At 48.6% G+C, this 22,138-nt stretch carries 23 protein-coding genes; 10 read left to right on the top strand and 13 right to left on the bottom strand.

Annotated features, from left to right (window positions below; genetic code table 11):
• Positions 1-2: 2 nt before the first annotated feature.
• Both F566_RS34470 and F566_RS0129155 read right to left on the bottom strand, forming a co-directional pair.
• Positions 3-722 carry a DUF1223 domain-containing protein gene (locus F566_RS34470; RefSeq protein WP_020410593.1) on the bottom strand — a complete coding sequence of 240 codons (720 nt, stop codon included), beginning with the start codon at positions 720-722 and terminating at the stop codon, positions 3-5.
• Between the two features lie 122 nt (positions 723-844).
• A complete protein-coding gene (locus F566_RS0129155; protein ID WP_157497192.1) occupies positions 845-1,633 on the bottom strand; it encodes a substrate-binding periplasmic protein in 789 nt (262 codons plus the stop codon).
• Between the two features lie 375 nt (positions 1,634-2,008).
• On the opposite strand from F566_RS0129155, the gene F566_RS0129150 reads away from it, so the two are divergent.
• From F566_RS0129150 to F566_RS0129110, 8 genes are all read left to right on the top strand, one after another.
• A complete protein-coding gene (locus F566_RS0129150; RefSeq protein WP_020410591.1) occupies positions 2,009-3,286 on the top strand; it encodes a glycerophosphodiester phosphodiesterase family protein in 1,278 nt (425 codons plus the stop codon).
• Between the two features lie 233 nt (positions 3,287-3,519).
• Positions 3,520-5,175 (top strand): alkaline phosphatase, encoded by a 1,656-nt coding sequence (locus F566_RS0129145; protein ID WP_020410590.1) that lies wholly within the window; start codon positions 3,520-3,522, stop codon positions 5,173-5,175.
• A 144-nt stretch (positions 5,176-5,319) separates the two neighbouring features.
• Complete coding sequence (locus F566_RS0129140; protein WP_020410589.1) at positions 5,320-6,036, top strand: hypothetical protein; 717 nt, start codon at positions 5,320-5,322, stop codon at positions 6,034-6,036.
• A gap of 140 nt (positions 6,037-6,176) precedes the next feature.
• Entirely contained in the window at positions 6,177-7,148 is a 972-nt protein-coding gene (locus F566_RS0129135; protein ID WP_020410588.1) for a hypothetical protein, read from the top strand.
• Positions 7,149-7,829: 681 nt separating this feature from the next.
• On the top strand, positions 7,830-8,636 hold the full coding sequence (locus F566_RS0129130) for a substrate-binding periplasmic protein (RefSeq protein ID WP_020410587.1): 807 nt from the start codon (positions 7,830-7,832) through the stop codon (positions 8,634-8,636).
• Positions 8,637-9,309: 673 nt separating this feature from the next.
• Positions 9,310-10,215 carry an ABC transporter substrate-binding protein gene (locus F566_RS0129120; RefSeq protein WP_020410584.1) on the top strand — a complete coding sequence of 302 codons (906 nt, stop codon included), beginning with the start codon at positions 9,310-9,312 and terminating at the stop codon, positions 10,213-10,215.
• A gap of 237 nt (positions 10,216-10,452) precedes the next feature.
• Positions 10,453-12,564, top strand: a complete 2,112-nt coding sequence (locus F566_RS0129115; protein WP_020410583.1) for a sensor histidine kinase — start codon at positions 10,453-10,455, stop codon at positions 12,562-12,564.
• 21 nt (positions 12,565-12,585) lie between these two features.
• Positions 12,586-13,941 (top strand): sigma-54-dependent transcriptional regulator, encoded by a 1,356-nt coding sequence (locus tag F566_RS0129110; protein WP_020410582.1) that lies wholly within the window; start codon positions 12,586-12,588, stop codon positions 13,939-13,941.
• Between the two features lie 13 nt (positions 13,942-13,954).
• On the opposite strand, the gene F566_RS0129105 is transcribed toward F566_RS0129110, so the two are convergent.
• The 9 genes from F566_RS0129105 to panB form a co-directional block, all read right to left on the bottom strand.
• Positions 13,955-14,221 carry a hypothetical protein gene (locus tag F566_RS0129105; protein ID WP_020410581.1) on the bottom strand — a complete coding sequence of 89 codons (267 nt, stop codon included), beginning with the start codon at positions 14,219-14,221 and terminating at the stop codon, positions 13,955-13,957.
• 348 nt (positions 14,222-14,569) lie between these two features.
• On the bottom strand, positions 14,570-14,923 hold the full coding sequence (locus F566_RS0129100; RefSeq protein ID WP_020410580.1) for a DUF4870 family protein: 354 nt from the start codon (positions 14,921-14,923) through the stop codon (positions 14,570-14,572).
• A 66-nt stretch (positions 14,924-14,989) separates the two neighbouring features.
• Positions 14,990-15,673: a DUF4336 domain-containing protein gene (locus tag F566_RS0129095; RefSeq protein ID WP_020410579.1), complete on the bottom strand. Its 684-nt coding sequence runs from the start codon at positions 15,671-15,673 to the stop codon at positions 14,990-14,992.
• A gap of 243 nt (positions 15,674-15,916) precedes the next feature.
• On the bottom strand, positions 15,917-16,399 hold the full coding sequence (locus tag F566_RS0129090; protein ID WP_020410578.1) for a cupin domain-containing protein: 483 nt from the start codon (positions 16,397-16,399) through the stop codon (positions 15,917-15,919).
• 171 nt (positions 16,400-16,570) lie between these two features.
• The gene (locus F566_RS34465; protein ID WP_020410577.1) at positions 16,571-17,308 is read right to left on the bottom strand and encodes a carbon-nitrogen hydrolase family protein; all 738 of its coding nucleotides are present in this window, start codon (positions 17,306-17,308) and stop codon (positions 16,571-16,573) included.
• Between the two features lie 55 nt (positions 17,309-17,363).
• Entirely contained in the window at positions 17,364-17,651 is a 288-nt protein-coding gene (locus F566_RS0129080) for a YciI family protein (RefSeq protein WP_020410576.1), read from the bottom strand.
• A 23-nt stretch (positions 17,652-17,674) separates the two neighbouring features.
• Complete coding sequence (locus F566_RS0129075; protein WP_020410575.1) at positions 17,675-18,136, bottom strand: GNAT family N-acetyltransferase; 462 nt, start codon at positions 18,134-18,136, stop codon at positions 17,675-17,677.
• Between the two features lie 16 nt (positions 18,137-18,152).
• Positions 18,153-18,473, bottom strand: coding sequence for an ArsR family transcriptional regulator (locus F566_RS0129070; RefSeq protein ID WP_020410574.1), 321 nt, complete (start codon positions 18,471-18,473; stop codon positions 18,153-18,155).
• A 174-nt stretch (positions 18,474-18,647) separates the two neighbouring features.
• Positions 18,648-19,433, bottom strand: coding sequence for a 3-methyl-2-oxobutanoate hydroxymethyltransferase (gene panB / locus F566_RS0129065; RefSeq protein ID WP_020410573.1), 786 nt, complete (start codon positions 19,431-19,433; stop codon positions 18,648-18,650).
• Between the two features lie 274 nt (positions 19,434-19,707).
• Here panB and F566_RS0129060 point away from each other — a divergent pair, with 274 nt between their 5' ends.
• Positions 19,708-20,340 carry a LysE family translocator gene (locus F566_RS0129060; RefSeq protein WP_020410572.1) on the top strand — a complete coding sequence of 211 codons (633 nt, stop codon included), beginning with the start codon at positions 19,708-19,710 and terminating at the stop codon, positions 20,338-20,340.
• Here F566_RS0129060 and F566_RS0129055 read toward each other — a convergent pair.
• Complete coding sequence (locus F566_RS0129055) at positions 20,334-21,353, bottom strand: GlxA family transcriptional regulator (RefSeq protein ID WP_020410571.1); 1,020 nt, start codon at positions 21,351-21,353, stop codon at positions 20,334-20,336. The genes F566_RS0129060 and F566_RS0129055 overlap by 7 nt on opposite strands.
• A 172-nt stretch (positions 21,354-21,525) precedes the next feature.
• On the opposite strand from F566_RS0129055, the gene F566_RS37085 reads away from it, so the two are divergent.
• On the top strand, positions 21,526-21,942 hold the full coding sequence (locus tag F566_RS37085) for an alpha/beta fold hydrolase (protein WP_157497191.1): 417 nt from the start codon (positions 21,526-21,528) through the stop codon (positions 21,940-21,942).
• Here the strand turns inward: F566_RS37085 and F566_RS34460 are convergent.
• Positions 21,885-22,138, bottom strand: a 254-nt coding sequence (locus F566_RS34460; protein WP_020406420.1) for a Tn3 family transposase, incomplete at its 5' end; no start/stop codon positions are given. The two genes, F566_RS37085 and F566_RS34460, sit on opposite strands and share 58 nt — an antisense overlap.

Raw genomic sequence — 22,138 nt, 5'->3', positions numbered from 1 at the left:
AATTATTGACTGCTATCCGCAAGATAACCACCGGTTACCTGCAGCACCTCCTGAGAACCAGCCGGTGAAACCCAAATCGCCAGGGCGGTCTGCTCCTGTCCGGCCTGCGGAACCACGGGCAAGGTTAGTTGCCATTCCCCATTTCCTTCGGCTGTCACAATATCCAGAACAACAAAATCGTGGTTCAGTTTTCGGCCACGGTTTTCCCCGGCTTTTATTTCAGAGACCAATCCCATACCAAGATAGGCCACATGTAGCTTATAGGGACCGCTTTTATCGAAGCTTACAGATAATTGCTGCCCCTTCAAGCTCCCACGTAACACGCCTACCGTTTCATCTGAACGCTGCCACTGACGTTGTCCACGAAACCACTGACGCCATTCACGACTGTTGATCACCAATCCTGGTGTATAAACCTGACTGGTTAACCCCTCCCTTACATACTGCCGTTGACGCTCACTGAATGAGGATCGGGCGAAGCGATCTTTCCAACCGATATAATCCCAGTAATCCACATGAAAAGCGACGGGAACAAAATCCCGGAAAAGCCCCGGTTTTTGCTTTAGAGCAGACAGCCATTGGTCTGCCGGCGGGCAGCTACTGCAACCCTCTGAAGTATACAATTCCACAAAATCAGTTTTGGCCGAACCACTTTCCCATTCCTCAGCCTGGGCAAGCACAGGCACCAGCATAAACAGACCAATCAAGGCAGCTTTCATCATCTTTCCCCCAGTAATACCTGATACATTGGAACAGATGATGGAAAAAAGGTTCCCCGGGGGGGGGTATAGAAGGCAGAGGCTTTAGCGCTTGGTGGCAACACAGGTAGTTTTTCGACAGCCAGCTAGGGTACACCACGATTCAGGTCCTGAAGACCATTACGCTTCAGAATATCCGAATACACGCCGTTCTCCCGAATAATCTGGAGCCCTTTATTGAACGCATTGATGTACTCATAATGACGCGGGTTGCGATAGCCACTGATCACATACACGAGATTGACACTCAGAGGCGGCTCCACAAATTCAATCTTGGTCAAAGATTCAGGAGCTACCTGAGCCAACCGATAGCGGGCCACCAGTTCATTTTCAACGGCGAAATCCACACGCTCTTTCAAGAGCATGGCAACAGCACTGGCGAAGTCAATCACTTCAAAACGCTGCACTTCCGGCGAGGTATTGAGTTCCTCGTTGTAAGCATAACCTCTCACCACGGCGACCAGCCGGCCCTTCAGACTGCTGATTCCCTCGTATATATAAGGGTCTCCTTTCCGCTTGATCAGTTTGACGGAACCATCAAGATAAGGTCTGCTGAACATGAACTCCCGAGAGCGCTCTGAGCTCCACCACGCGTCCAACACCAGATCGAAAGTCCCGACCCGAGTACCTTCCATCGCCCGGGCCCAGGGAACAATCATCTGTCTCACCCGATAACCCTGTGTGGCATAGGCTGCGTTGGCAATTTCGACAGACACTCCCAATTCAGGATGCATTTCATCGATATAGGGAGGCCAGGGATCGCCGGCAGCGACGATTGTCTGCAATTCATTATCGGGACTGGCTCCCTCGGTCGTCAGGACAGCCATCAGAAAACATGCGGTGACCAGACAAACCGGCCTTTTAAGATATCTCATCGCAACCACCTCCGTTTCCTTCTGCAGACACACAAAGAAAACTTTTTCTCACCTGACACCGATCCGATAGTTCTATGAGATTAGCATAGGTATATACTTTCAACGAGCCGTCACTCTGGAGCTTGATGGCTTGACAAGCCCCGAACGCTATCGGGTTAACTTTCATCATGTTGTCATATCACAAGCACATCACCGAAATATTCCAAATCTAAGATCATCCGTGCAAATTTATACCTGAAGTCACATCTGGCAGATTAATATTCCGCCGTTCAACCTGGCAGGGTGTTTGTCATAGTGGTGGTAATTGGATTAGTGTTCCCGCATCAACTGCCCTTCAAGGGACTTCAAATACACGAAAACCACAAGGAGTAAGTCATGCGTATAGCAATGACAGTGTTATCGCTCACGGCTGCAACGCTGCTGTTCCCCATATCCAATGCTTATGCTGAAGAAGGGGATCAAAGCGCCCGTAACCATGATAAGCATGGAAAAAATCTGGCTCAGGTTGGTCCAAGACCTTTTTACCTGGTCAAAGATATGGATGAGAGCAATCTTAAGAACAAGCTTGAGCAATGCGGTAAAGGCCCTTTCTACCGAACAGACTTTTCCATTGGCCATCGGGGCGCTGCCATGCAGTTTCCGGAGCACACCAAAGAATCTTACGAGGCAGCCGCTGCTATGGGCGCTGGGATTGTTGAGTGTGATGTCACTTTCACCAAGGACCGCGAACTGGTTTGCCGTCACTCCCAATGCGACCTTCACACGACAACCAATATACTGGCGGTCCCAGACCTGGCCGCCAAATGTTCCCAACCATTCACTCCTGCCAACCCGGCAGCAGGCACGCAGGCCTCTGCCATGTGCTGCACCAGTGACATCACTCTGGCGGAGTTCAAAACACTGAAAGGCAAGATGGATGCTTTTAATCCGAATGCCACTACCGTTGAAGAATATATGGATGCCACAGCGGACTGGCGTACAGACCTGTATGACCAAAATGGCACTCTCCTCAGCCACGTAGAGAGTATCGAGCTATTTAAATCCCTGGGCGTTAAATACACACCTGAACTGAAATCCCCCAGTGTGGAGATGCCCTATGAAGGGGATTATACCCAAGAGGCTTATGCTCAGCAGATGATCGATGAGTACCAGGCTGCCGGAATACATCCCAAGAAAGTCTGGGCGCAGTCTTTCAACCTGAATGACATTCTCTACTGGATCGAAAATACACCAAGGTTTGGCCGTCAGGCAGTCTACCTTGATGGTCGATACGATAACCCTGACTTTAATCCCAATGACCCTGAAACCTGGAATCCTAAAATGAGGGAATTGGTGGAAAAAGGCGTTAAAGTCATTGCACCTCCTGCCTGGGTGCTGGTCAAACTGGATCAACAGGGCAAAATCGCATCCTCCGCTTACGCCAAGGCAGCGAACGATGCCGGCCTGAAGATCATTACCTGGACATTGGAACGGTCCGGCCCACTGGCGTCCGGTGGTGGCTGGTACTATCAGTCAATCACTGACGCCATCGACAATGACGGTGATGTGATGAATCTCATGCATGTGCTAGCCCAGGATGTCGGCGTCATCGGTATTTTTTCCGATTGGCCAGGAACAGTAACCTATTATGCCAATTGCATGGGTTTGAAATAACCCTGCACCAGCCCGGCCCAATTGTGGGCCGGGCATTCCTCTCCACTAGGCTTCTCTACTCTTCGCAACGATCAAACAAGTTCCGATAGCTCTCTATCGTCAAAACACTTCGTTAGGTTTCCCGAATTTTGTCATATCACTTTAATCCAACGGTCATATTTGACGTTTAGGTTTAACCTTCATCTCTGAAAGTCACTCAATAAAGAGTCACCTGATAACAAACGGAACGCATAATGAAAATGAACAAAGGCATGATGACAGTGAGCGCCTTTGCACTGACGTTCGGTGCAGCACTGAGTGCCCACGCTGGGGATGCAATCCCCAACCATCAGACAATGAATACCTGGTACTCTGACGCACAGAACGCACTGTATAAAAAGTTGCGAATGACCCGCGGGATTGGCCACCATAAGAAAGCCAAAAACGTCATCCTTTTCGTGGGCGATGGAATGGGAATCTCCACCGTAACCGCAGCCAGGATTCTTGAAGGTCAAATGAAAGGAATGCCCGGTGAAGAGAACTTTCTAAGCTTTGGCGAATTCCCTTTCACGGGCCTTTCCAAAACCTACAATGTGGATGCCCAGACACCTGATTCCGCGGGAACCATGACGGCTATGATGAGTGGCGTCAAAACCGACGTTGGTGTCATCGGCGTTGATGAGGATATTGTCCGTGGTGACTGCAGTACAGTTGAAGGCAATGAGCTTGTCACCGCTCTAGAGCTGGCTGAAATCAGCGGCAAATCAACCGGTATCATCTCCACTGCCCGCATCACACATGCTACTCCTGCAGCGACTTACGCCAAATCTGCCGACCGTAACTGGGAGGACATCTCTGACATGCCGGCCGACGCCGTCGATCAGGGTTGTGAGGACATTGCCTCCCAACTGGTCAATTTTGAAGAGAATCTGGAAAGCCGCTACAGACGCCTGAACGTTGATGGCATGGAAGTCGTCATGGGCGGTGGTCGTCGACACTTCCTACCCAAAGATGCAACAGCGAACAGCCCGGACGCCGTCAGCTCTGTAGAAGGCGACCGTACCGATGGCCGGAATCTGGTGACAGAATGGCAGGAAAAGTATCCAGAGGGTACTTACGTCTTCGACCAGTACGGCTTTGATCTTGTTGATACAGAGCACACTGATCGTCTGTTCGGTCTTTTCAACGAATCTCACATGCAGTATGAATCCGATCGTGACAATGACATTGCCGGCGAGCCATCACTGAGTGAAATGACCGAAAAAGCCATCGGTGTTCTGGACAATAACCGTAAGGGGTTTTTCCTTATGGTTGAATCCGGCCGAATTGATCACGCACACCATGCGGGCAACGCTTACAACGCACTGACCGACACCATCGAATTGTCCAAAGCTGTTGAAGTGGCTCTGAACAATACAGATCCCAGAGAAACCCTGATCATCGTGACTGCCGACCATGGCCACGTTTTCACGATCGCAGGTTACCCGAAACGTGGTAACCCGATACTTGGCAAGGTGATAGGTGTTGGCAACGATGAAGAAGCTCTGGCTGCTGACGGTTTGCCCTACACCACAGTGGGTTATATGAACGGTCGGGGCTTCCAGGATCTGGGGAGCGAAACTGACGCAGATGAAAGCTACAACTATCCGATTGATGCTGGCCGCAAAGATCTGACAGCTGTCGACACCGAATCAGCCGGCTATCATCAGGAGGCTCTGATTCCCATGTCTTCTGAAACCCACTCCGGTGAAGATGTTGGAATTTACAGCAACGGTCCGGGAGCCATGCTGTTATCCGGCACCAACGAACAGAACCTGATATTCCATGTCATGGACCAGTCCGCACGCCTGACAGACAAGGCCAATTGGGCTTTGAAAAGAAGATGGCCATATTGGAAGTACTGGGATTAACTGATCCTGGAACTTACAGGTTGATCGACGAGTATCTAAATGGGGCCTGGAGGCCCCATTTAAGGTCTGACAGACGAACAGGCAGGCAGATGGAAAGAATCCAATGGTCTGCCGAACTGATCATTCTTGCTTGCGGAGTCACAAATGCAACTAATCGCTGCCATTATGGCGGGACTGCTGGGATATACAGCACCGACCACTGAATGCAACCTCAATCCCATGCATATCGGAGCCAAGTACTTCATTACCAGCAAGGTTGGGACGCCTGATCGCACCATGTATTTGTGGCGCAATGACCAGGAAGTGGCACATCAATATCCCCAGGAACAAATCACTGAAATCTGGAATCAGGTTCGGGACGGCCGCATTCGTCCGATCCGCTATTTCGAATCGGCCAAGCGCGGAATCGAATACCAGCCCGAAGATATCAATAACGGAAAAGGGGATAAAAACTGGCAGGGAAAATTCCAGTTGATCTCAGACCAGCAAAAAGACGCTATGGCACTCGTTTCGACAGAGGGAACAGGATGCGAACGAGTGGAAAAATATCAAATAAAGAATGGAGAAACCAAGATCGAATTGTCTTGGCTACCAGAACTCAAACTTGTGCAATCCTACAGTGTTGAGCAACAAAACCAGAATCTGCTATGGCACCTGACAGATCTGTTTACCAATGAAGTTCAGGTAAAAGCCATATTCCATTCCTATGACGGCTACCAGTTGACTGACTATGTAGATATTGGTGATAACGAGAGTGATCCGTTTCTGCTCAACCTTATCAATCTGGGCTTCATTTCTCACGGTGCGTCAGGCTTTTATGACGAACACGGCAACGCACTTGGGGGCAACCATCACCACTGATTTCAGGGCATCGCGCGAATAATACTTGCATTACAGCAAGTGCAGTGATTTATTGTCTGAGATTGCTTGTCAGTATCAAGAACATCTTCATCTATCCAGAATGCTGCGATTAAAAGATCCAGCAATCAGAGGAGAAGGTTATGAGCAAGCCTGTCAGACATATCTCTGTCCTCATATCGCCGCAGAAATCATTCATCCTGCTGCTCATCAGTCTGTGTTTGTTTACTTCCCCGCCAGCATCCTCAGTGGAAATACAAACCAATCAGATGTATCAGGGAGGTACCCAGGTCCAGTCATCCGGCATTGGGCTTGGTGTGACCATCCCGCAGGGGTGGCAGGGAGCACTCCCTGCAGGCTCATCTTTCTTTGTCATGGAATCTTCGGCTCTGCAGGCCACCATCCTACTGTATGCTGAGCAGATGTCCGCAGCTCAACTGCAACAAACCATGTCCCAAAGCATTCCGCTGGATGCCGGTGTGCAATTGGTCCCTTCTTCCATGCCTAGATCAGAGGGGGATCTGGTTATTGCAGATTATCAGGTGCCGGCGCGACCCGAACTGAAAGCGAGAATCGTCGGCAGAACTGGATCAAACGGCCTGTCTGTGGCCTTGATTACTCTCACTCCAAGCCAAAATCCAGCCGCGGTCTGGAGCACGGCGAAAGACACCGCAATGAATCTGCAATTCTTTCAGCCAAAACAATCCGCCACTTCCAATGGCGGTAGCGGAAGCTGGCAGGACTATATGCGCGGTCGATATATTGCCCGCTACTATTCAGGCTCCGGTTATCATGAAAAGCAAGAGTTGTGGCTATGTAGTAACGGGCAATTTCACACTTCAGGCGACTCCGGTGGCTATGGCGGAGGCGCCAGCGGCGCTTATGGCAGCCAGGGTACAGGCCGGTGGCGGGCAGAGGGCTCATTGCCAGGCCAAGGCATCCTGATACTCCAATATGGTCCAGGATATCAGTTCGAAGGCAGCACCGGTGACAGTGAATGGACAGAGTCCGGCCCGGGAGGCGAGCAGGCTCGCTACGCTTTGAGTCTATACAACGACAAACTGTATCTGGACGATACCCAGTGGCTGCGAGGCACCAACGAGTATTGTCAGTAGGATCGCATTCCATCAGACGATACCAACCAGCATGTCAAGCAAGGGAAGTTCTGAGAAGCGTCGGCGAGGCCGTCAGAAGCAACTTGTGACACAACAATAGCAACGCAGGTAGTTTTTCAAGGTTCCCTAGACTCCCTCGGCCATTTTTTGCTTACCCTTATCTCCACGTCGGCGTTGTAACGCCGACCGCATTTAGTCGGTATTTCAATATTATTTCTAAATCAACCAGTTAACCAATCATACATGTTGGCACGATTGTCGCTCTTATCAATCTGTGAGAACCGATAGGTCATAGACAATACACAAGAGCCAATCTTCCAAAACTGTGTAACCAAAGACATCACAATAAAAATATTTCAGGTACTGACTAATGTTCCTCCAAAAACATGTTGATCACCGTTTACCTCAACATCACAAATACTACCAGCCTGTGACAGGCTCCCTTCTTGAAATAAGACAACTCGCGCCAGTCATCAGAAAGCTCTCAAAGTCGACTGGCGCCGGGTAGCTGAAGCGCGACCCTTTTGGGGCGGTGAAACGCCGCCTCTTTTTTCCAATGGGCCCGTTTTGTACCTGCCTTATCCATGAAACAGACAATCTCTTACCGATATTCATTCCAGGGATAGCAACACTCACTTGTAATGATTCCTCTGACATGGGGACAGCGAAAGGAGACAACTCATGAAGGCCATCTTCCTGATGCTTACAATTTTCGTGACTACAACCTGCCAGGCATTCGATCCATCCAACACTTTGATCTTTAATACACAGGATTTCCGCCCATTCACCTATCAGGAGGATGGCAAGGTTTCAGGTCCGGCGACAGCAATAGTCAGGCTCGCCTGCGCCACTGCCAATATAGAATGCCGGTTCAACCTTCTGGAATGGCCAACTGCAATTCGTGAGGCCAAAGCGGGCAAAGCCCATGGTCTTTTTGTGGTGGGCTGGAATGAAGAAAGAAACCATTGGCTATACTACTCACTTCCCATCATCCGGGGGGAGTACGGCTTTTTCACCAACACAAAATCGGCGGATGAACCGAAAACCCTGACAGAATTCCAGCACCATAATGTCGGCGTGTACGGACCCTCAAACCTTGCAAACTCACTGCAGAAGATTCAAAAAGCCATGCCCAGCATGCGAATCAGTATGTATGAAGATGACAAAATGGCTTTCAGGCAACTCAGCGAAAGCAAAATTGACTCAGTATATTCGAACAGAGATGTAGGCTATGCCATGATCCAGGAACTGGGGATATCCAACCTGCGTTACTCCATGCATCAAAAACAACTGAACTACTATATTGGCTTTATCAAAGAGCACACCCCTAGAAAGCTGGTGAACCGTTTTAATCGCGCTTTAAAAGAGATATTCCGTGATGGTCGGGCACAGGATATTCTAACCCATCATCAGTTAGAGCCGATTATGACCAGACAATCGTTTAACAACCGGTTTTCTTTAATAAACGCTGTTGTCACGCCCCCCTGACGATGACATCCAGAGCCTCCATGTTTTCATCACATGGAGGCCTATCAAAGCTTTCGGCTTCTCAATTGACATGCTTCCTGCTGCTTGAGCCTCGCTTCGGCCAACCTAATCAAAGCAAAAAAATGACACCTTGTAAGCAAAATCTTGCTACTGCATCTCAGTGAATAAGCGAAAATTTTCCTATCAAGTGTCGGCCAAATATTTTTTCCCTTTGCTTTTCAATGAAATAAGAATATCCCTTAATGGGCACGAGAATTGTAATAAACCTCTTGCATCTTTCATCTACATAACCAAAACAACAACAAGAGGTTTATATCACATGTTAAATGACGCTATTAAAGCGACTCTTCTCTCAAGTTCTCTGAGCAGAATCTCCCTGATCCTCCCTCAACCACTGAGTGTCGAAGCGATGACATCGAACCCAGGCCTTTTTCCAGCAGTGAAAGAGCCTTCATCCTCGATCTTGGGGGAGATACCCAGAATAAACAATCAACACCAGATAAAAACCAATAAGCCAGGCCAGGCTCTGATCTAAAACCAGGACCACTCCAAAAGAAGAGATGCCTGGCGACCAGGGGGCGCAAGAAGACAGCAAAGGGACTTCTGATAATCAAGGCTCTTCCCTACTTCAGCGAGCGAAGGACAAAGAGCCAAGCACGAAGAGGACACAACAATGAAAACCTATACAAGGGTGATTCTATTGATCATAACGCTTTGCTTCGTCGGCAAAGCGTTTTCGATGAATATTGCTATGGTGGTATGGAGAGGAGAAACCATTGCTGAAAGGAGTTTTATCAGCGAACTGAATCGTCTCGGGCATCAACCGGCAATTGATGTATTTGATGCCGGCCAGGATCGCAAACAACTTGCTCACATCCTCAGGCAAAGACTGCAACCCAACCTGAATCACTATGATTACGTCTATACCTTCGGCACCACAGTTTCTGAGACGGTCAAAACCTTTCTCAACGGTGAACGGCCACAGGTTTTCAATATTGTTGCCGATCCCCTGGGTTCATCGCTGGTGAGCAACGGACTGATGGGAATCGACAACATTATCGGCGTTACCAATACTGTGCCCGCTGATAAACAGATTGCTAACGCAAGAACGCTTCTGAAATTCAAAAGTTTGGCCATCCCCTATAACCCCAGGGAAATCAACAGTGCTCTGATCATTGGGCAACTTAAGGCTCTCGGTCAGGAGCTGGGATTTTCTATACTGCCGGTCAGGGTCAGACCAGATGAAAAAATCTGGCAGGAAGACCTGAAACCGATACTCAATCTCCAGGAGGTAGATGCGGTTTACTTGCCACCGGACAGCTTTATGATTTCCAAAGCGAATAAGATCATGCCGCTGCTTAATGAAGCCAGAATGCCCACAATATGCGCCGTTGCACAATATATGAAGCACGGCTGTCTGATGGGGACGGTAGCAGATTACGAAACCCTAGGTAGGCTGGCTGCCAATATCGTAGATCGGCTGATAAAAGGGGAAAATATTTCGGAGATTCCTTTACAGTATGACCCGGCTCCGATATTCAAGGTTAATCAATCATTGCTGAAAGAGCTGAACCAGTAAACCTGACCTGATAAGACCGGGGCCGTCTTCCCCGGTCTTTCGCCAGTGGCAGACACTTTCACCTATAATGGACTCATACAGAGCCTGTTCACATGAACAACAACCATAACAGCCATGCCTAATCACACTCAGTCAGCAAAATCGTTGTCCTGCATCCGATTCGCCAGAGCACCCGTTCGGGTAATAGCGCGTTGTCATATGCGATTACATCAACCTTAACAACGGGCATTTCGCAGTATGTTCAGACATCATGTAATACGGGCCCTGGTAATAATTCTCCTTCTGGCCGCCACACTAATTACTTTTTATACCGCTCGCCATCTGATTATCAATAATTACAGGCAGGAATCGTCACAACTACTGGGTGTATACCAAAGTGGCTTGCTGACAACCGTTGAAAAATTCGAATACTTTCCCGCCATTCTTACCTTCGATCCAAGATTTAATCTGCTGCTGAAGAACAATCAAATTAATCAGGGCATTTCCGGACTCCTGGATAAATACAATCTGGCAGCCGATTCCGATGAGATATTTATCATGAACGCCGAGGGTATCACCCTAGCTTCCAGCAATTATCAGGATGCCACCAGTTTTGTCGGGCGCTCTTATGCTTTTCGCCCGTATTTTGCCGATGCCATGCAGGGAAAAACCGGCTTTTATTACGCCGTGGGCGTAACCACCGGTAAAGCGGGGCTGTTCATATCCGCCCCAATCTGGGGAAATGGGGAGGAAATCCTTGGGGTGGCGGTGGTTAAGGTTGACCTTACACCGCTTCAGCAAAGCTGGGTGGCCTCTGGAGACAATGTCTGGCTAAGTGGACCTAACGACGTTATCTTCTTGTCCTCAGATCCTAAAGTCATTTACCGGTCCCTGACGCCCATCAATGAATCGGTCGCCAGAGAACTCAATTCAACCAAACAATATGGCAGCGGCGGCGTCACGTCCCTGAATTTCCTGCCTGCATCTGCCAACACCCCCGGAAAAGTCAGTCTGGATGACGACGAGTTTCTGCTGTTTTCACAGCCCGTAAAAAGGTTGCCGTGGAATATCCACCGTCTTGTTTCACTGCAGGACATTAATAATCTGGCGTTTGTGGCCGCCGTCGTATCATTCGGCACTCTATTACTGGCGATATTTATTGCCCTGTATTACCGCGAGATTCTGCGAAAACGACAGGCTGAACTAGCGCTTTTGAGAGTCACTGAGGAATCAGAAGCCCACCAGAGATCCATTATTGAAAACACCAACGCGGGCCTGATGACTCTGAATGAATGTCTGGAAATCACAGAGGTAAACCCCAAAGCCATTGAACTGTTTGGCATGGACCAGGAACACCTAAACGATATTTTGCCAATCAACCCTGAGCAACTCCTGCACCCATGGATCAGTCAGATTTCAGAAGAAAGCCTGGAAGCCAGGGGTAGTCGCAATGACGGCACGGAGTTCCCGCTGCTGTACAGTCTTAGCATGATTAAGACCGGCCCCGCACGGGAATACCTGCTCTCTGTACACGACGTCAGCGAGCTTAAGGCGGCAGAAGCAGAGCTGGTCAAAGCCAATGAGGAATTGGAAGCCAGAGTGGAACAGCGTTCGGAAGAGTTGAGAGTCATGCAGGAAGCTCTGATGCAGGAGAGAAAGTTATCAGCAATGGGTCGTATGTCCGCGGCCATTGCCCATGAACTGAATCAACCGCTTACCGCACTTTCGAGCTATGTCGCAACCGGCAGACTATATCTGGCGGAGGGAAAATCTGATAAAAGTGAACAGACCTTCGATAAGATGGAGGGTCTGGTACACCGTATAGCGCGCATTTCCTCGCAGTTGAAAACTTTTGCGGCCATTCGCCGACTAACCCTGCAGGATGTCTCGCTGGAAGCCGCCATGCGCTATGCCCTGGAAGTCATGGAGCACCGCATTCGGGACTTACAGGTTGATACGGAAGTGCTATTCAGCAAGCCGATTACGGTCGTTGCAGACCAGAACATGCTGGAACAGGTATTGGTCAACCTGCTGGATAATGCACTCGACGCGGTCAAGGACGTTGAATCTCCTAAAATTGTGCTGAATGCCATGTGCGTGGTAGACAAAGCCTGGGTGAAAGTCCGCGACAACGGCAGCGGTATGAACCAGGATCAGATGGACCATTTGTTCGATCCTTTCTATACCACAAAGACAGGAGGAAAAGGATTGGGCCTGGGACTGGCCATCAGCTACAGCCTTTTGCAGGATATGCAAGGCGCAATCAGCGTCTCCAGCACTGAAGGGGAAGGCAGTGAGTTCACACTGATACTGCCTTTAAGAAAAGATGCGTCAGAAGTTCCTTCAGCAGGCTCTTCTATTGACGAATAACGGGTACCGGAAGAGTGGGCTATGACAAACCTGGTTTATATTATTGATGACGACCAATCCGTCAGAGAGGCGCTGGATGAGTGGTTGACTCTGGCAGGCTTCACCGTCCAGGCATGGGCTTCCGCGGAAGTTGCACTGAAAAATATCGACGAAGCGTTCAGTGGGGCCATTGTATCTGATGTCAAAATGCCAGGTATGGATGGCATGGAGTTGCTGGAAAAAATTCCCCGCTCGATCCCTCTGCTCCTGATCACTGGTCATGGCGATATCTCAATGGCCGTCTCTGCAATGAAGAAAGGGGCTTACGACTTTATTGAGAAACCATTCCAACCAACTCGCCTGGTTGATGCGGTTAAACGCGCCTGTACCCAGCGTAAACTATACTTGGAAAATCAGCATTTAAAGCAGGTATTGGAGCATCAGCAGGGGTTGGAATCAGTCCTGATTGGTGATTCCCCGGCAATCAAGCGTCTGCGGCAGCAGATCGGTGAACTGGCCCAGCTGGATGTGGATGTGCTTATCCAGGGCGATACCGGTACCGGCAAGGAACTGGTTGCCAGGTGTCTTCACGATTTCGGCAAACGTCAAAAACACCCGTTCGTGCCCATTAATGTCGCCGCCATTCCTGAACAATTGATTGAAAGTGAACTTTTCGGCCATGTTGCCGGCGCCTTCACCGGCGCTCAGAAGTCCCAGCCCGGTAAGTTTGAATTCGCCAATAAAGGAACCCTGTTCCTGGATGAAATTGAAAGCATGCCAATGCATTTCCAGGTCAAAGTATTACGAGTTCTGCAGGAGCGCGAAGTCATTCGTCTGGGCTCACACCAGAGTGTTTCTCTCAATGTAAGAGTAATTTCTGCGACCAAGGAAAACCTGCAGCAGGCAGCCGTGGACGGTCGCTTCCGGAGTGACTTGTATTATCGACTAATGGTGGCCGAAATCCGTATCCCTGCATTACGTGAGCGTAAAGAAGATATCGCTCCTCTGTTTGCGCACTTCCTCAGACAGGCTGCCGCTAAACACAACAAAGAAACACCGGAGGTATCCAGTGAGGAATGGATCATCCTGGAAACCCATGACTGGCCAGGCAATGTACGTGAACTAAAAAATCTGGCTGAACGTTATTTGCTTGGACGGGAATTTCAGGAGGTTCCTCTCCAGGAAATGCTCAGTGGAAAAATAGTATTGCCGGAAGAAACCGGCTCTTCCCTGAATCAACGCATGGCAGACTATGAAAAAGCCATACTGAAAGCTGAACTCTCACGCAGTAAAGGTAATATATTTCAGGTCATGGAAGTTTTGGATCTCCCCAGACGAACTCTAAACCAGAAAATGCAGCGTTACGGACTCAAACGCGAAGACTTCCTGAACAGCTGATACAGGGAAATCATCACTCCGGTATAAACAAAGACTGATCCCACCAGAGCGAAGCATCGTCGAGAGGGGTTTCAGGGGGAAGATCAGGGTTTCGTAACCGGATGATGGTGCGCTTTTCCAATTGCATCTGTTTAAATGCCTGCTGATGACTCACATGCCCTGTCAACAGGCGGTCAAACTCTCCATTGAGAATCAGCCGCCGTAATCCAGTCTGAAGCCGTTCAGCCAGCGCCTCGTTATCGGGGCTGACGAAAAAATAAACTGGTGCCGGGCATACCAACGGCCAACGTCCATGGAACCAAAGAACCTGTATAAAGTAGGAAACCTAACCAGAGCCACTTATGCAAGATCGTTTACCGACGGACAGACCTAACTGAATTTCTGAACCAGCTCCCTATGCCTCTCTCAATCCATTAATTTTTTGAGATTTATTTCTGAAGCCTACACCCAAAAAACTATGCGGCTATCAAAAAAGTGTAGCCCCAAAAATGAACAGTATGTCATATAAGGCAGCAACTGGAACAACTGGAGATCGTTAACTGAAGAAAACGGAAGATATGAAGGGGGAAAGCAGGTACCAGGATCCAGCTTCCCCAGGATGAAAGACATCAAAAACCGGGATAAAAAATCAGAACATCCAACTGGCAGGGTCAGCTACCGGTTGCTTCTGGTCAAGAGCTTTAAGCCCTTTGACACAACGAACGATCAGCCAGATCAGCACAAACAACAACACAAGATAACCGATCACGAAAAAGCTGAGTACAACTCCGATAAACCCGTAAAGTAGTCCAATCCAGAATGTCCGGATCTGAAACCGATAGTGAGTCTGTACCCACTCCGGCGCATCACTTTTGTATATATAGGCCATAATCAGACCGACGATAGACGTCAGGCCGAATATGATACTGACCAAATACAGAATATAGATAATTTTGGCATTGCTGGCGGAAGAAGCGTTTTCCTGACCGGCTGTTTCATTCATTGCGGATTCTCCTGCACTGAGTTCGCTAGCTCATTCAACTGGATACGTTGGCTTCAGAGTTACCAGCTATCCGCCCACCCAGGCAAATGAACGTGTTAAAAATTCAGTACCATTGTTTTCGATAATATTTCCATGGGCCAGCACTATTTTATCCGGCGCCCAGGATTTCATTTTTTCAAAATGGATTTTTGCCTGCTTTTTATTAAAACTCAAACGCCAATCGAGGGGGGTTTTTCCATTAGGCGCCAATATCCCAACGCCCTTTGCAAGCACTCTTTGCCACCAATTGAAATGAGCTTTAGGGAAATTTTCGATCAGATCCGTCACAATCAGTGTTCTGGACTCCAAATGAAAAAATACCGTTTCCTGCATCAGGCGGGAACCGGTAAACATCATCTGCGAAATTTCATCGGCCCAGGGCCAGGACTCTTCCTGGTCGAGGGAACCATTGAAGTTCAGATCACCTCTTTTCTTGATGACCTGATCTGTGCCGTAAGTCAGGGCCTTTGGAAAAACCTGTTGCCACTCATCCAGATACAGATGATGCAAATGATTAGGAGCGATCAGATAGCGCACCTGCCCCAGAGCCGACAGGGACTGCATAAGATCTGCCCCCAGTTTAATCGGGCTGTGAATCCAAAGACTACCATCTGAGAGCCTGATCACCGTCATCCTTGTAGTGAACGGACAGGCCAGAAAAGTTACCGGTTCACCATCAAATATCCATAAATTTTCTGCCAACTTCTGCATAAAACTCCCTCTTCCAAAACTCCCTAGTTACTATTACTGACAGTCACTTATGAACACTTCTGTCCTATTTCCAGGGCATCTACCTCACCTTACTGGGAGGATATTAAAACGTTTTATAGTATAACGTTTATTATGACCTGCGAATAAGCAATATCACGACATTACGACTAACGTACGATCATAATGACTAACGTACTTTGTCTTTTGGTTACCTAACTCCCCGGGGATGGGGCGGCTCCCCGCTCAGGCTTTTCGGCCTGCGGTTGGCTCTTCAATATTCTCGATATCTACCAAATTCCATTTCAGCCCTTTATTCCGGAATATCCTCTTCTTGAGACTCGTATAATCAGCCACATCGTGATCCAGTCTCTGCCCTACAACAATGCATTTCAATATCGTATTGCCACAATTCATCAGTTTGTGAGGTTCGCCGCCGGCTCGATAACCAATGAAATCCCCTCCCTTTACCGGGAAAATCTGATCCCCTATGGTGGCTTCTGCCTCTCCCTCCAATATATACACGCATTCCTCTTCGTGATAATGCTTATGCAGTTCTGTCGATTCATGCCCTGGCTCGATTTCGATGAGATGAAATCCAATCTGGCTCAAGCCAGTCATATCCCCCAGTGACTTATTCACCCGCTGAGCATTCGGGTTCAAGAAATGAGTTTTATTGAGCCCTTCATACTCATCAATCTCTTCCTTTGTCACAATGTACTTTTCCATACTCTCTCCTCATGCACATAACGAAAGATTTGCGCGTTTCTTACCAGGTTTAATTAGGCTCTGTTGACGTTTCATAGTGCATATATAAAGTCTCAACAGACCTGGTTCGATCATCAGGACCATCGAACAAAAGAAGACAACAGCTTAGTTATCAGGGTGAAGTCGAGGTGATCAAATTATCGACACTAACGCCTTCCAGGCTCCATCCTGGCATTCAGCAATCACCAGGGATGAATCAGATTCTGTTGCAATGGCAAGCAACTCACCTCTCCACCACATGGCACTTTTCCCAATTGGCTTCCAGTTTCCTGTCGGTCCACTATGGTTTGCCATAACCACCAGCATGTTGTGGATCTTTGAATACTGCTGCAATAATGCGGAATCAGAGGGGTACCCCGCTTCAGAAATCAGGACACCTGCTGCATAAACATTCGCGCCTTTTTCAGCACAGAGTTTTGCGTGATCTGGGTGGCTGGTATCGGCACAAATGGCATTGGCAACCAGCGTATTTTTTATCGATACAATCAGGTGTTCACTGCCAGCCATAAAGTATTGATCTTCACCAGAATGCATATGCATCTTGGAATAAATGTCGATGGTTCCAGATGGATTGACAAGGATAGTGCCAATCAAAGGCCGGGTAGCACCGGATATCGGAGCCCCCACAGCCAAGCTCATTTGATGCTTCCCGGCGATTTCAATCAATGGCTTAAGACGCAGATCATCGGAGGTGAATGCAAGCTCTGCCGCCAGTTCAGGCTCGTAACCGGTTAAAGACAATTCCGGAAATACCAGATAGTCCACGCCCAACTCACCCGCCTTTACGGACGCCTGTATATGTCTTTCCAGATTTTCTTCGACATCCCCTCTGACCGAGGAGATCTGCGCTACGGCAATCTTTAGCCCCATAATAGATTCCCTTTGCTTAAATCAAGTTGCCTATTTTTCCTAAAGGGGATCTAACTCAGGTCGCGAGAGACTCAAATCCCTGCCCTACGCGCGCCGGTAAAAACTCGGTGATCTTATAGTCGGCAACATTCTCCCGATAAAAGGAATCCTCTTTGATAAGTTCTTCCACCTCAGAGCGGGAGGCATTTTTTACGATGATAATACCGCCGGTTCTCGGTTCTTTTCTTCCGGACACTACAAACAGCCCCTTCTGGTAATACTTATCCAGAAAAGCAAAGTGCTCCTCTATCAGTGGCTCAACTTGTTCCAGTTCAACTTTGTACTCAATCTCAATGACAAACATAAGGTTCCTTGTTAACAGCAGGTTTACAGAAATTTTTCCATGGTGTAGTTGATCAGCATTACACCGCCACGCTCCAATCTGTTTTGTCTGATCAGGCTGAAACCGTGCTTTTCAAAGAAGGGTAATGCGATTTCTGAAGCCTCAACATATAGACGAGACATTCCTCTTGATTGAGCTTCACCTTCCAGATGACGATAAAGACTTGTCGCTATTCCCCTACGCTGAAAACCGGGATGAGTATAAGTGCAATCTATGTGGCCGTCAGGATCCAGTTCGATAAAACCGGCGACTCTGCCGTCCAATATCGCCAGAAAAGGTCTTTTTAAATCCAGGCGATTGGCCCAGAGTGCATAATCAGGCGGAGTCGGTGCCCAGGCTTCTTTCTGCTCAGCATCATACAGGCGGTTATCGATTGCATGGACAGCTGAATGGAACAGATCTGCAATTTCCCGCGCCCTTTCCAAACGGTATTCTTGAATCAACATTTAATGTGAGGCCTTCTTATAACTTGCTGGAGATAAAGGTTGGCGCTTCTATGTGAGTTGCTTTGCATTTAGGGCATTTTCCCGGCTTATTTGCCTTCAACCGCTCATCAAATACAAATTCACATTTCAGACATCTGGCAGGGTTCAGCCTCACACTTCTGGTCCGTAACAGGTGTTCCAGGTGATCGCATATTTCCTTTTCTGACTTACGCACATGTTTGGACAACTCACTGATCGAATACTCTCCCTCATCTAACAATGATTGAATTTCTCTTCTGATCGTGGTGTTTCGTTGCTCGGGTATTTTTTCCGATGATTCCTTTTTATTGACGCTCATACGTTGACTTGCCCATAGTAAAAACTCTGCTCTGATAGCAGTACTTCAATAGTTTAACCAGCGCCTTACGAGATAAACAGTGTATCTACAGAATTGATGAGGCCCGCAGCATAGCTGCAGGCCTCTTGGGTAAAAATTTGAAGCGACTTGTCAGAAGTCCGGCTCGAGAAAGGGCTAACGCCTTCCTGAACTGGAGAACTGAATGATATTGTTTGGAAATTCCAAAGACTCAACTTCCCTGGAAAAGGTTTTTGCCACTTCCAGTATGGACTGACTGACATGTGCGTACTGCTTGGAAAACGGCGGCCAATAGTCCCCGAGCCCGAGGGCGTCATTGATGACCAATACCTGCCCATCACAATTTGGCCCCGCGCCAATCCCAATGGTTGGAATGCTCAAGGTATTGGTAATGTGATTGGCCAGTTCATAGGGAATATGTTCCAGTACCAGCATAAAGGCGCCGGCGTTCTGAATTGCCGCTGACTCCTCCCTGATTCTTTTTGCTTCTCCTTCGGTCCGCCCGACTTTCGCAAAGCTCTTTGCCGTTTGGGGGGTGAGCCCGGTGTGGCCGACAACAGGAATGCCATGTCTGACCAGATGAGAAATCACCTCAACCTTTGGCCCTTCCAGTTTCACACTATCTGCGCCGGCGGCCATCAAACGACGGGCACTCTCCAACGCTACCTCAGGATTGCAATCTGTATTGTAGGGCAGGTCCCCGATGATATGAGTATTTGGCGCTCCACGACGAACAGCACCAATGTGATATACCATATGCTCAATGGTTACATCCCTGGTGCTGTCAAAACCCATCTCCACCATTCCGACCGTATCACCCACCAGGATCACAGGTATTCCCGCTTGCTCCAATCCGCGAGCTACTGGACATGTATAGGCAGTCAACATCGCAATAGGCTTTGTCGACTTCATTGCCCGAAAGTCTTGCGCTTGCATCTTCATGATCTGTCACCTCTGATTCCGTCTTGTTACGCTCGAAATACCAGCCTTATGGTTGCTGGAAACCGGATATTTTCACCATATTTTGGAATAAACAACCTAATTTTGTAGCGATTCTAGACGCAGAAAGGTCAAGGCAGGATGGTAATATATGCCATAAATAATGCATTTTTTGACATATCTATCAACAAAAGCGGCCTCCTCTCACAGGTCTGTTGAACTAACAGCAGGGCTCAAATACACTGCCAGAACGCCACTCACTATTCAGGAGGTTCTCATGCAGGAATTATTGCCCCTGGCCGGTATCGCAGGAGCCATCGCATTTGGCGCGATCAGCCCTGGACCAAGCTTTTTGATGGTAGCTCGAGAATCAGTTGCCTCTTCACGTACTCATGGGTTGTTGTCCGCGCTGGGCATGGGGATTGGCGGGGTGTTATTTGCACTGGCTGCCCTGGCGGGTCTGCAAGCCATATTCGCCGCAGTTCCGAGTCTGTATCTGGTACTGAAACTCGGTGGTGGCATATACCTTGGTTATCTTGGCTACAAAATCTGGAAAAGTGCCGCCAGCCCCTTAGGAATATCAGAGACCTCCACTCCCGTTGTCATACACAGTCCGGCCCGAGCTTTCTGGATCGCTCTGGGAACACAAGTCAGTAACCCCAAAGCGGCCATTATCTACACCAGTGTTTTCGCCGCCTTTCTGCCACAACACTTCGGCTGGCCTTTGGGCATCGGCGCGATTCTGGTTGTTTTCACCATAGAAACCAGTTGGTACACCCTGGTTGCCCTTGGATTATCCTCTTCCCGCCCCCGCAATGCCTACCTACGTTACAAAGCCTGGGTAGATCGGGCTGCCGGCGGCGTCATGACATTGCTGGGAGTAAAGCTGGTGACTTCCGCGAATCAATAAGTTTCAACGACGTCAGATATGCGACCCCTGGCAAATTTCTTTCGATAGGCTCCGGGGGGCAAACCGACCTTTTCCCTGAACAAACGCCTGAAGGAATTGCCATCCTCATAGCCGACATGCAAGGTAATTCGCTCAAAAGATTCCCGGCTGCTTTCCAGCAGATGTTTGGCACGCTCAATTCGAAGATTCTGGAGGTATTGACTGGGTGTCTGGTCAGTCGCGTCCTTAAAGCGCCGGATAAAATTGCGCATACTAAACCCAAACTGATCGACAATCTGCTCCATCTGAATATGACGGGAGATGTTTTTCTCAAACCATATCTGCACTTTCAGAATCTCAGCATCCGTATGATTTTTTTTGAATGTCGTACTTGAGTAGGGAGTCTGACTTCTAACAGCATTATCCACCAGCAGGTTTTTGGCGCACTCGGACGCCAGTTGAGGAGAGGCAAACTTCCGCACCAGGTGCAACAGCAGATCACTGCCACTGGTCGATCCACCAGAACACATCACCAGCCCATCATCTGTCACGGTACGTTCGGTCTGTAGTTTTACTCGGGGAAATCGCTTGCTGAACTGATCTGCAAAAGCCCAATGAGTGGTCGCATATCGTCCATCCAACAACCCTGCTTGTGCGGTAATAAATGAGCCGGTGCACATACTGGCAATATAACAACCCCGGCTGTGCATTTCCTGCAACCACTCCCCAACACTCTCCAGCGTCGGCAATACCGATAAAACATTAAACATAAAGCCAGGAACAATCACCAACTGAGGTTCGCTCACCTCCGCCAGACTTGATCCCGGTGACAGATTCAAACCACCGGTACAAGACACAGGTAACCCGTCTACTGAAGCGGTTTCCAACTGAAACAGAGGATCAACGTCCAGGGGATCAGACGTCACTTTTCGATTCGAGTACTGGTGCAGAACATTGGCGCATTCAAAAAACTCCAGAGTGGCCGATACACTCGTGGAAGAGCACTTGTCGGCCATTAGGACCGTAATTCTCATGATTCCCCCCTTTAACGTTATCCTCAAAGTCAGGCAATTCTAGCAAGTAATTTGTCATTTTTGCCAATAGTGAGAAAGCTTCGCTATTTCTACTATTCAGCTTTCACACATGCATTTAAGCACCCACATGGTCAGATCAAAATCAGTTAACAATTGATGAAAAGGCAACGGCATGAAATTCAAACACACCTTTTACCGATACTTTAAAAAGCCGTTTTTCGGCCGATTCGAGAGACCCTGGCAATGGCCCGATAATGTTGATCAGACTCAGTGGAGACCTTTTCGAGTAGCAAGTCGATCAGGCGCAACTCTTTCCGGCCTGTTGGGTGAGAGTGATCAACCTGATATCAAAGGAGCAGTACTGATGGTCCACCCCATGGGAGCTATAGCGAAAGGATTCTGGATGAAAAACGGACATACGGAGTTTCTCCGCCGGGCGGGTTATCACGTTATGGTGTTTGATCTCAACGGATTTGGCGAAAGCAGCAATACCAGGGGTAGTGACCGGGTAGCTGCGATAACCGCCAACTTTTACGCGGCCACTTCAATGGGCAGTCTCGTGTTCATATCCAGCTCAAATATCCCATAGGGATTCACATGTGCGTATATCAACGGCGTCAACGCCCTGAAGTCCTCCAGTTTCATCCGTGACAACCAGTTTGGCTCGTTAAGCACCTGCTGGATCATCAAGGTATTCACGTAAACCAAAGAGATCTGCAACAAGTGCAGTGCCAGCACCGATAACTCCTGGTCTTCCAGCCGATTGGTCGCAACTTCACCACCTT

The sequence above is a fragment of the Hahella ganghwensis DSM 17046 genome (assembly GCF_000376785.1).
Classification (GTDB): domain Bacteria; phylum Pseudomonadota; class Gammaproteobacteria; order Pseudomonadales; family Oleiphilaceae; genus Hahella; species Hahella ganghwensis.
This window is presented reverse-complemented; position numbering and strand designations above follow the sequence as displayed.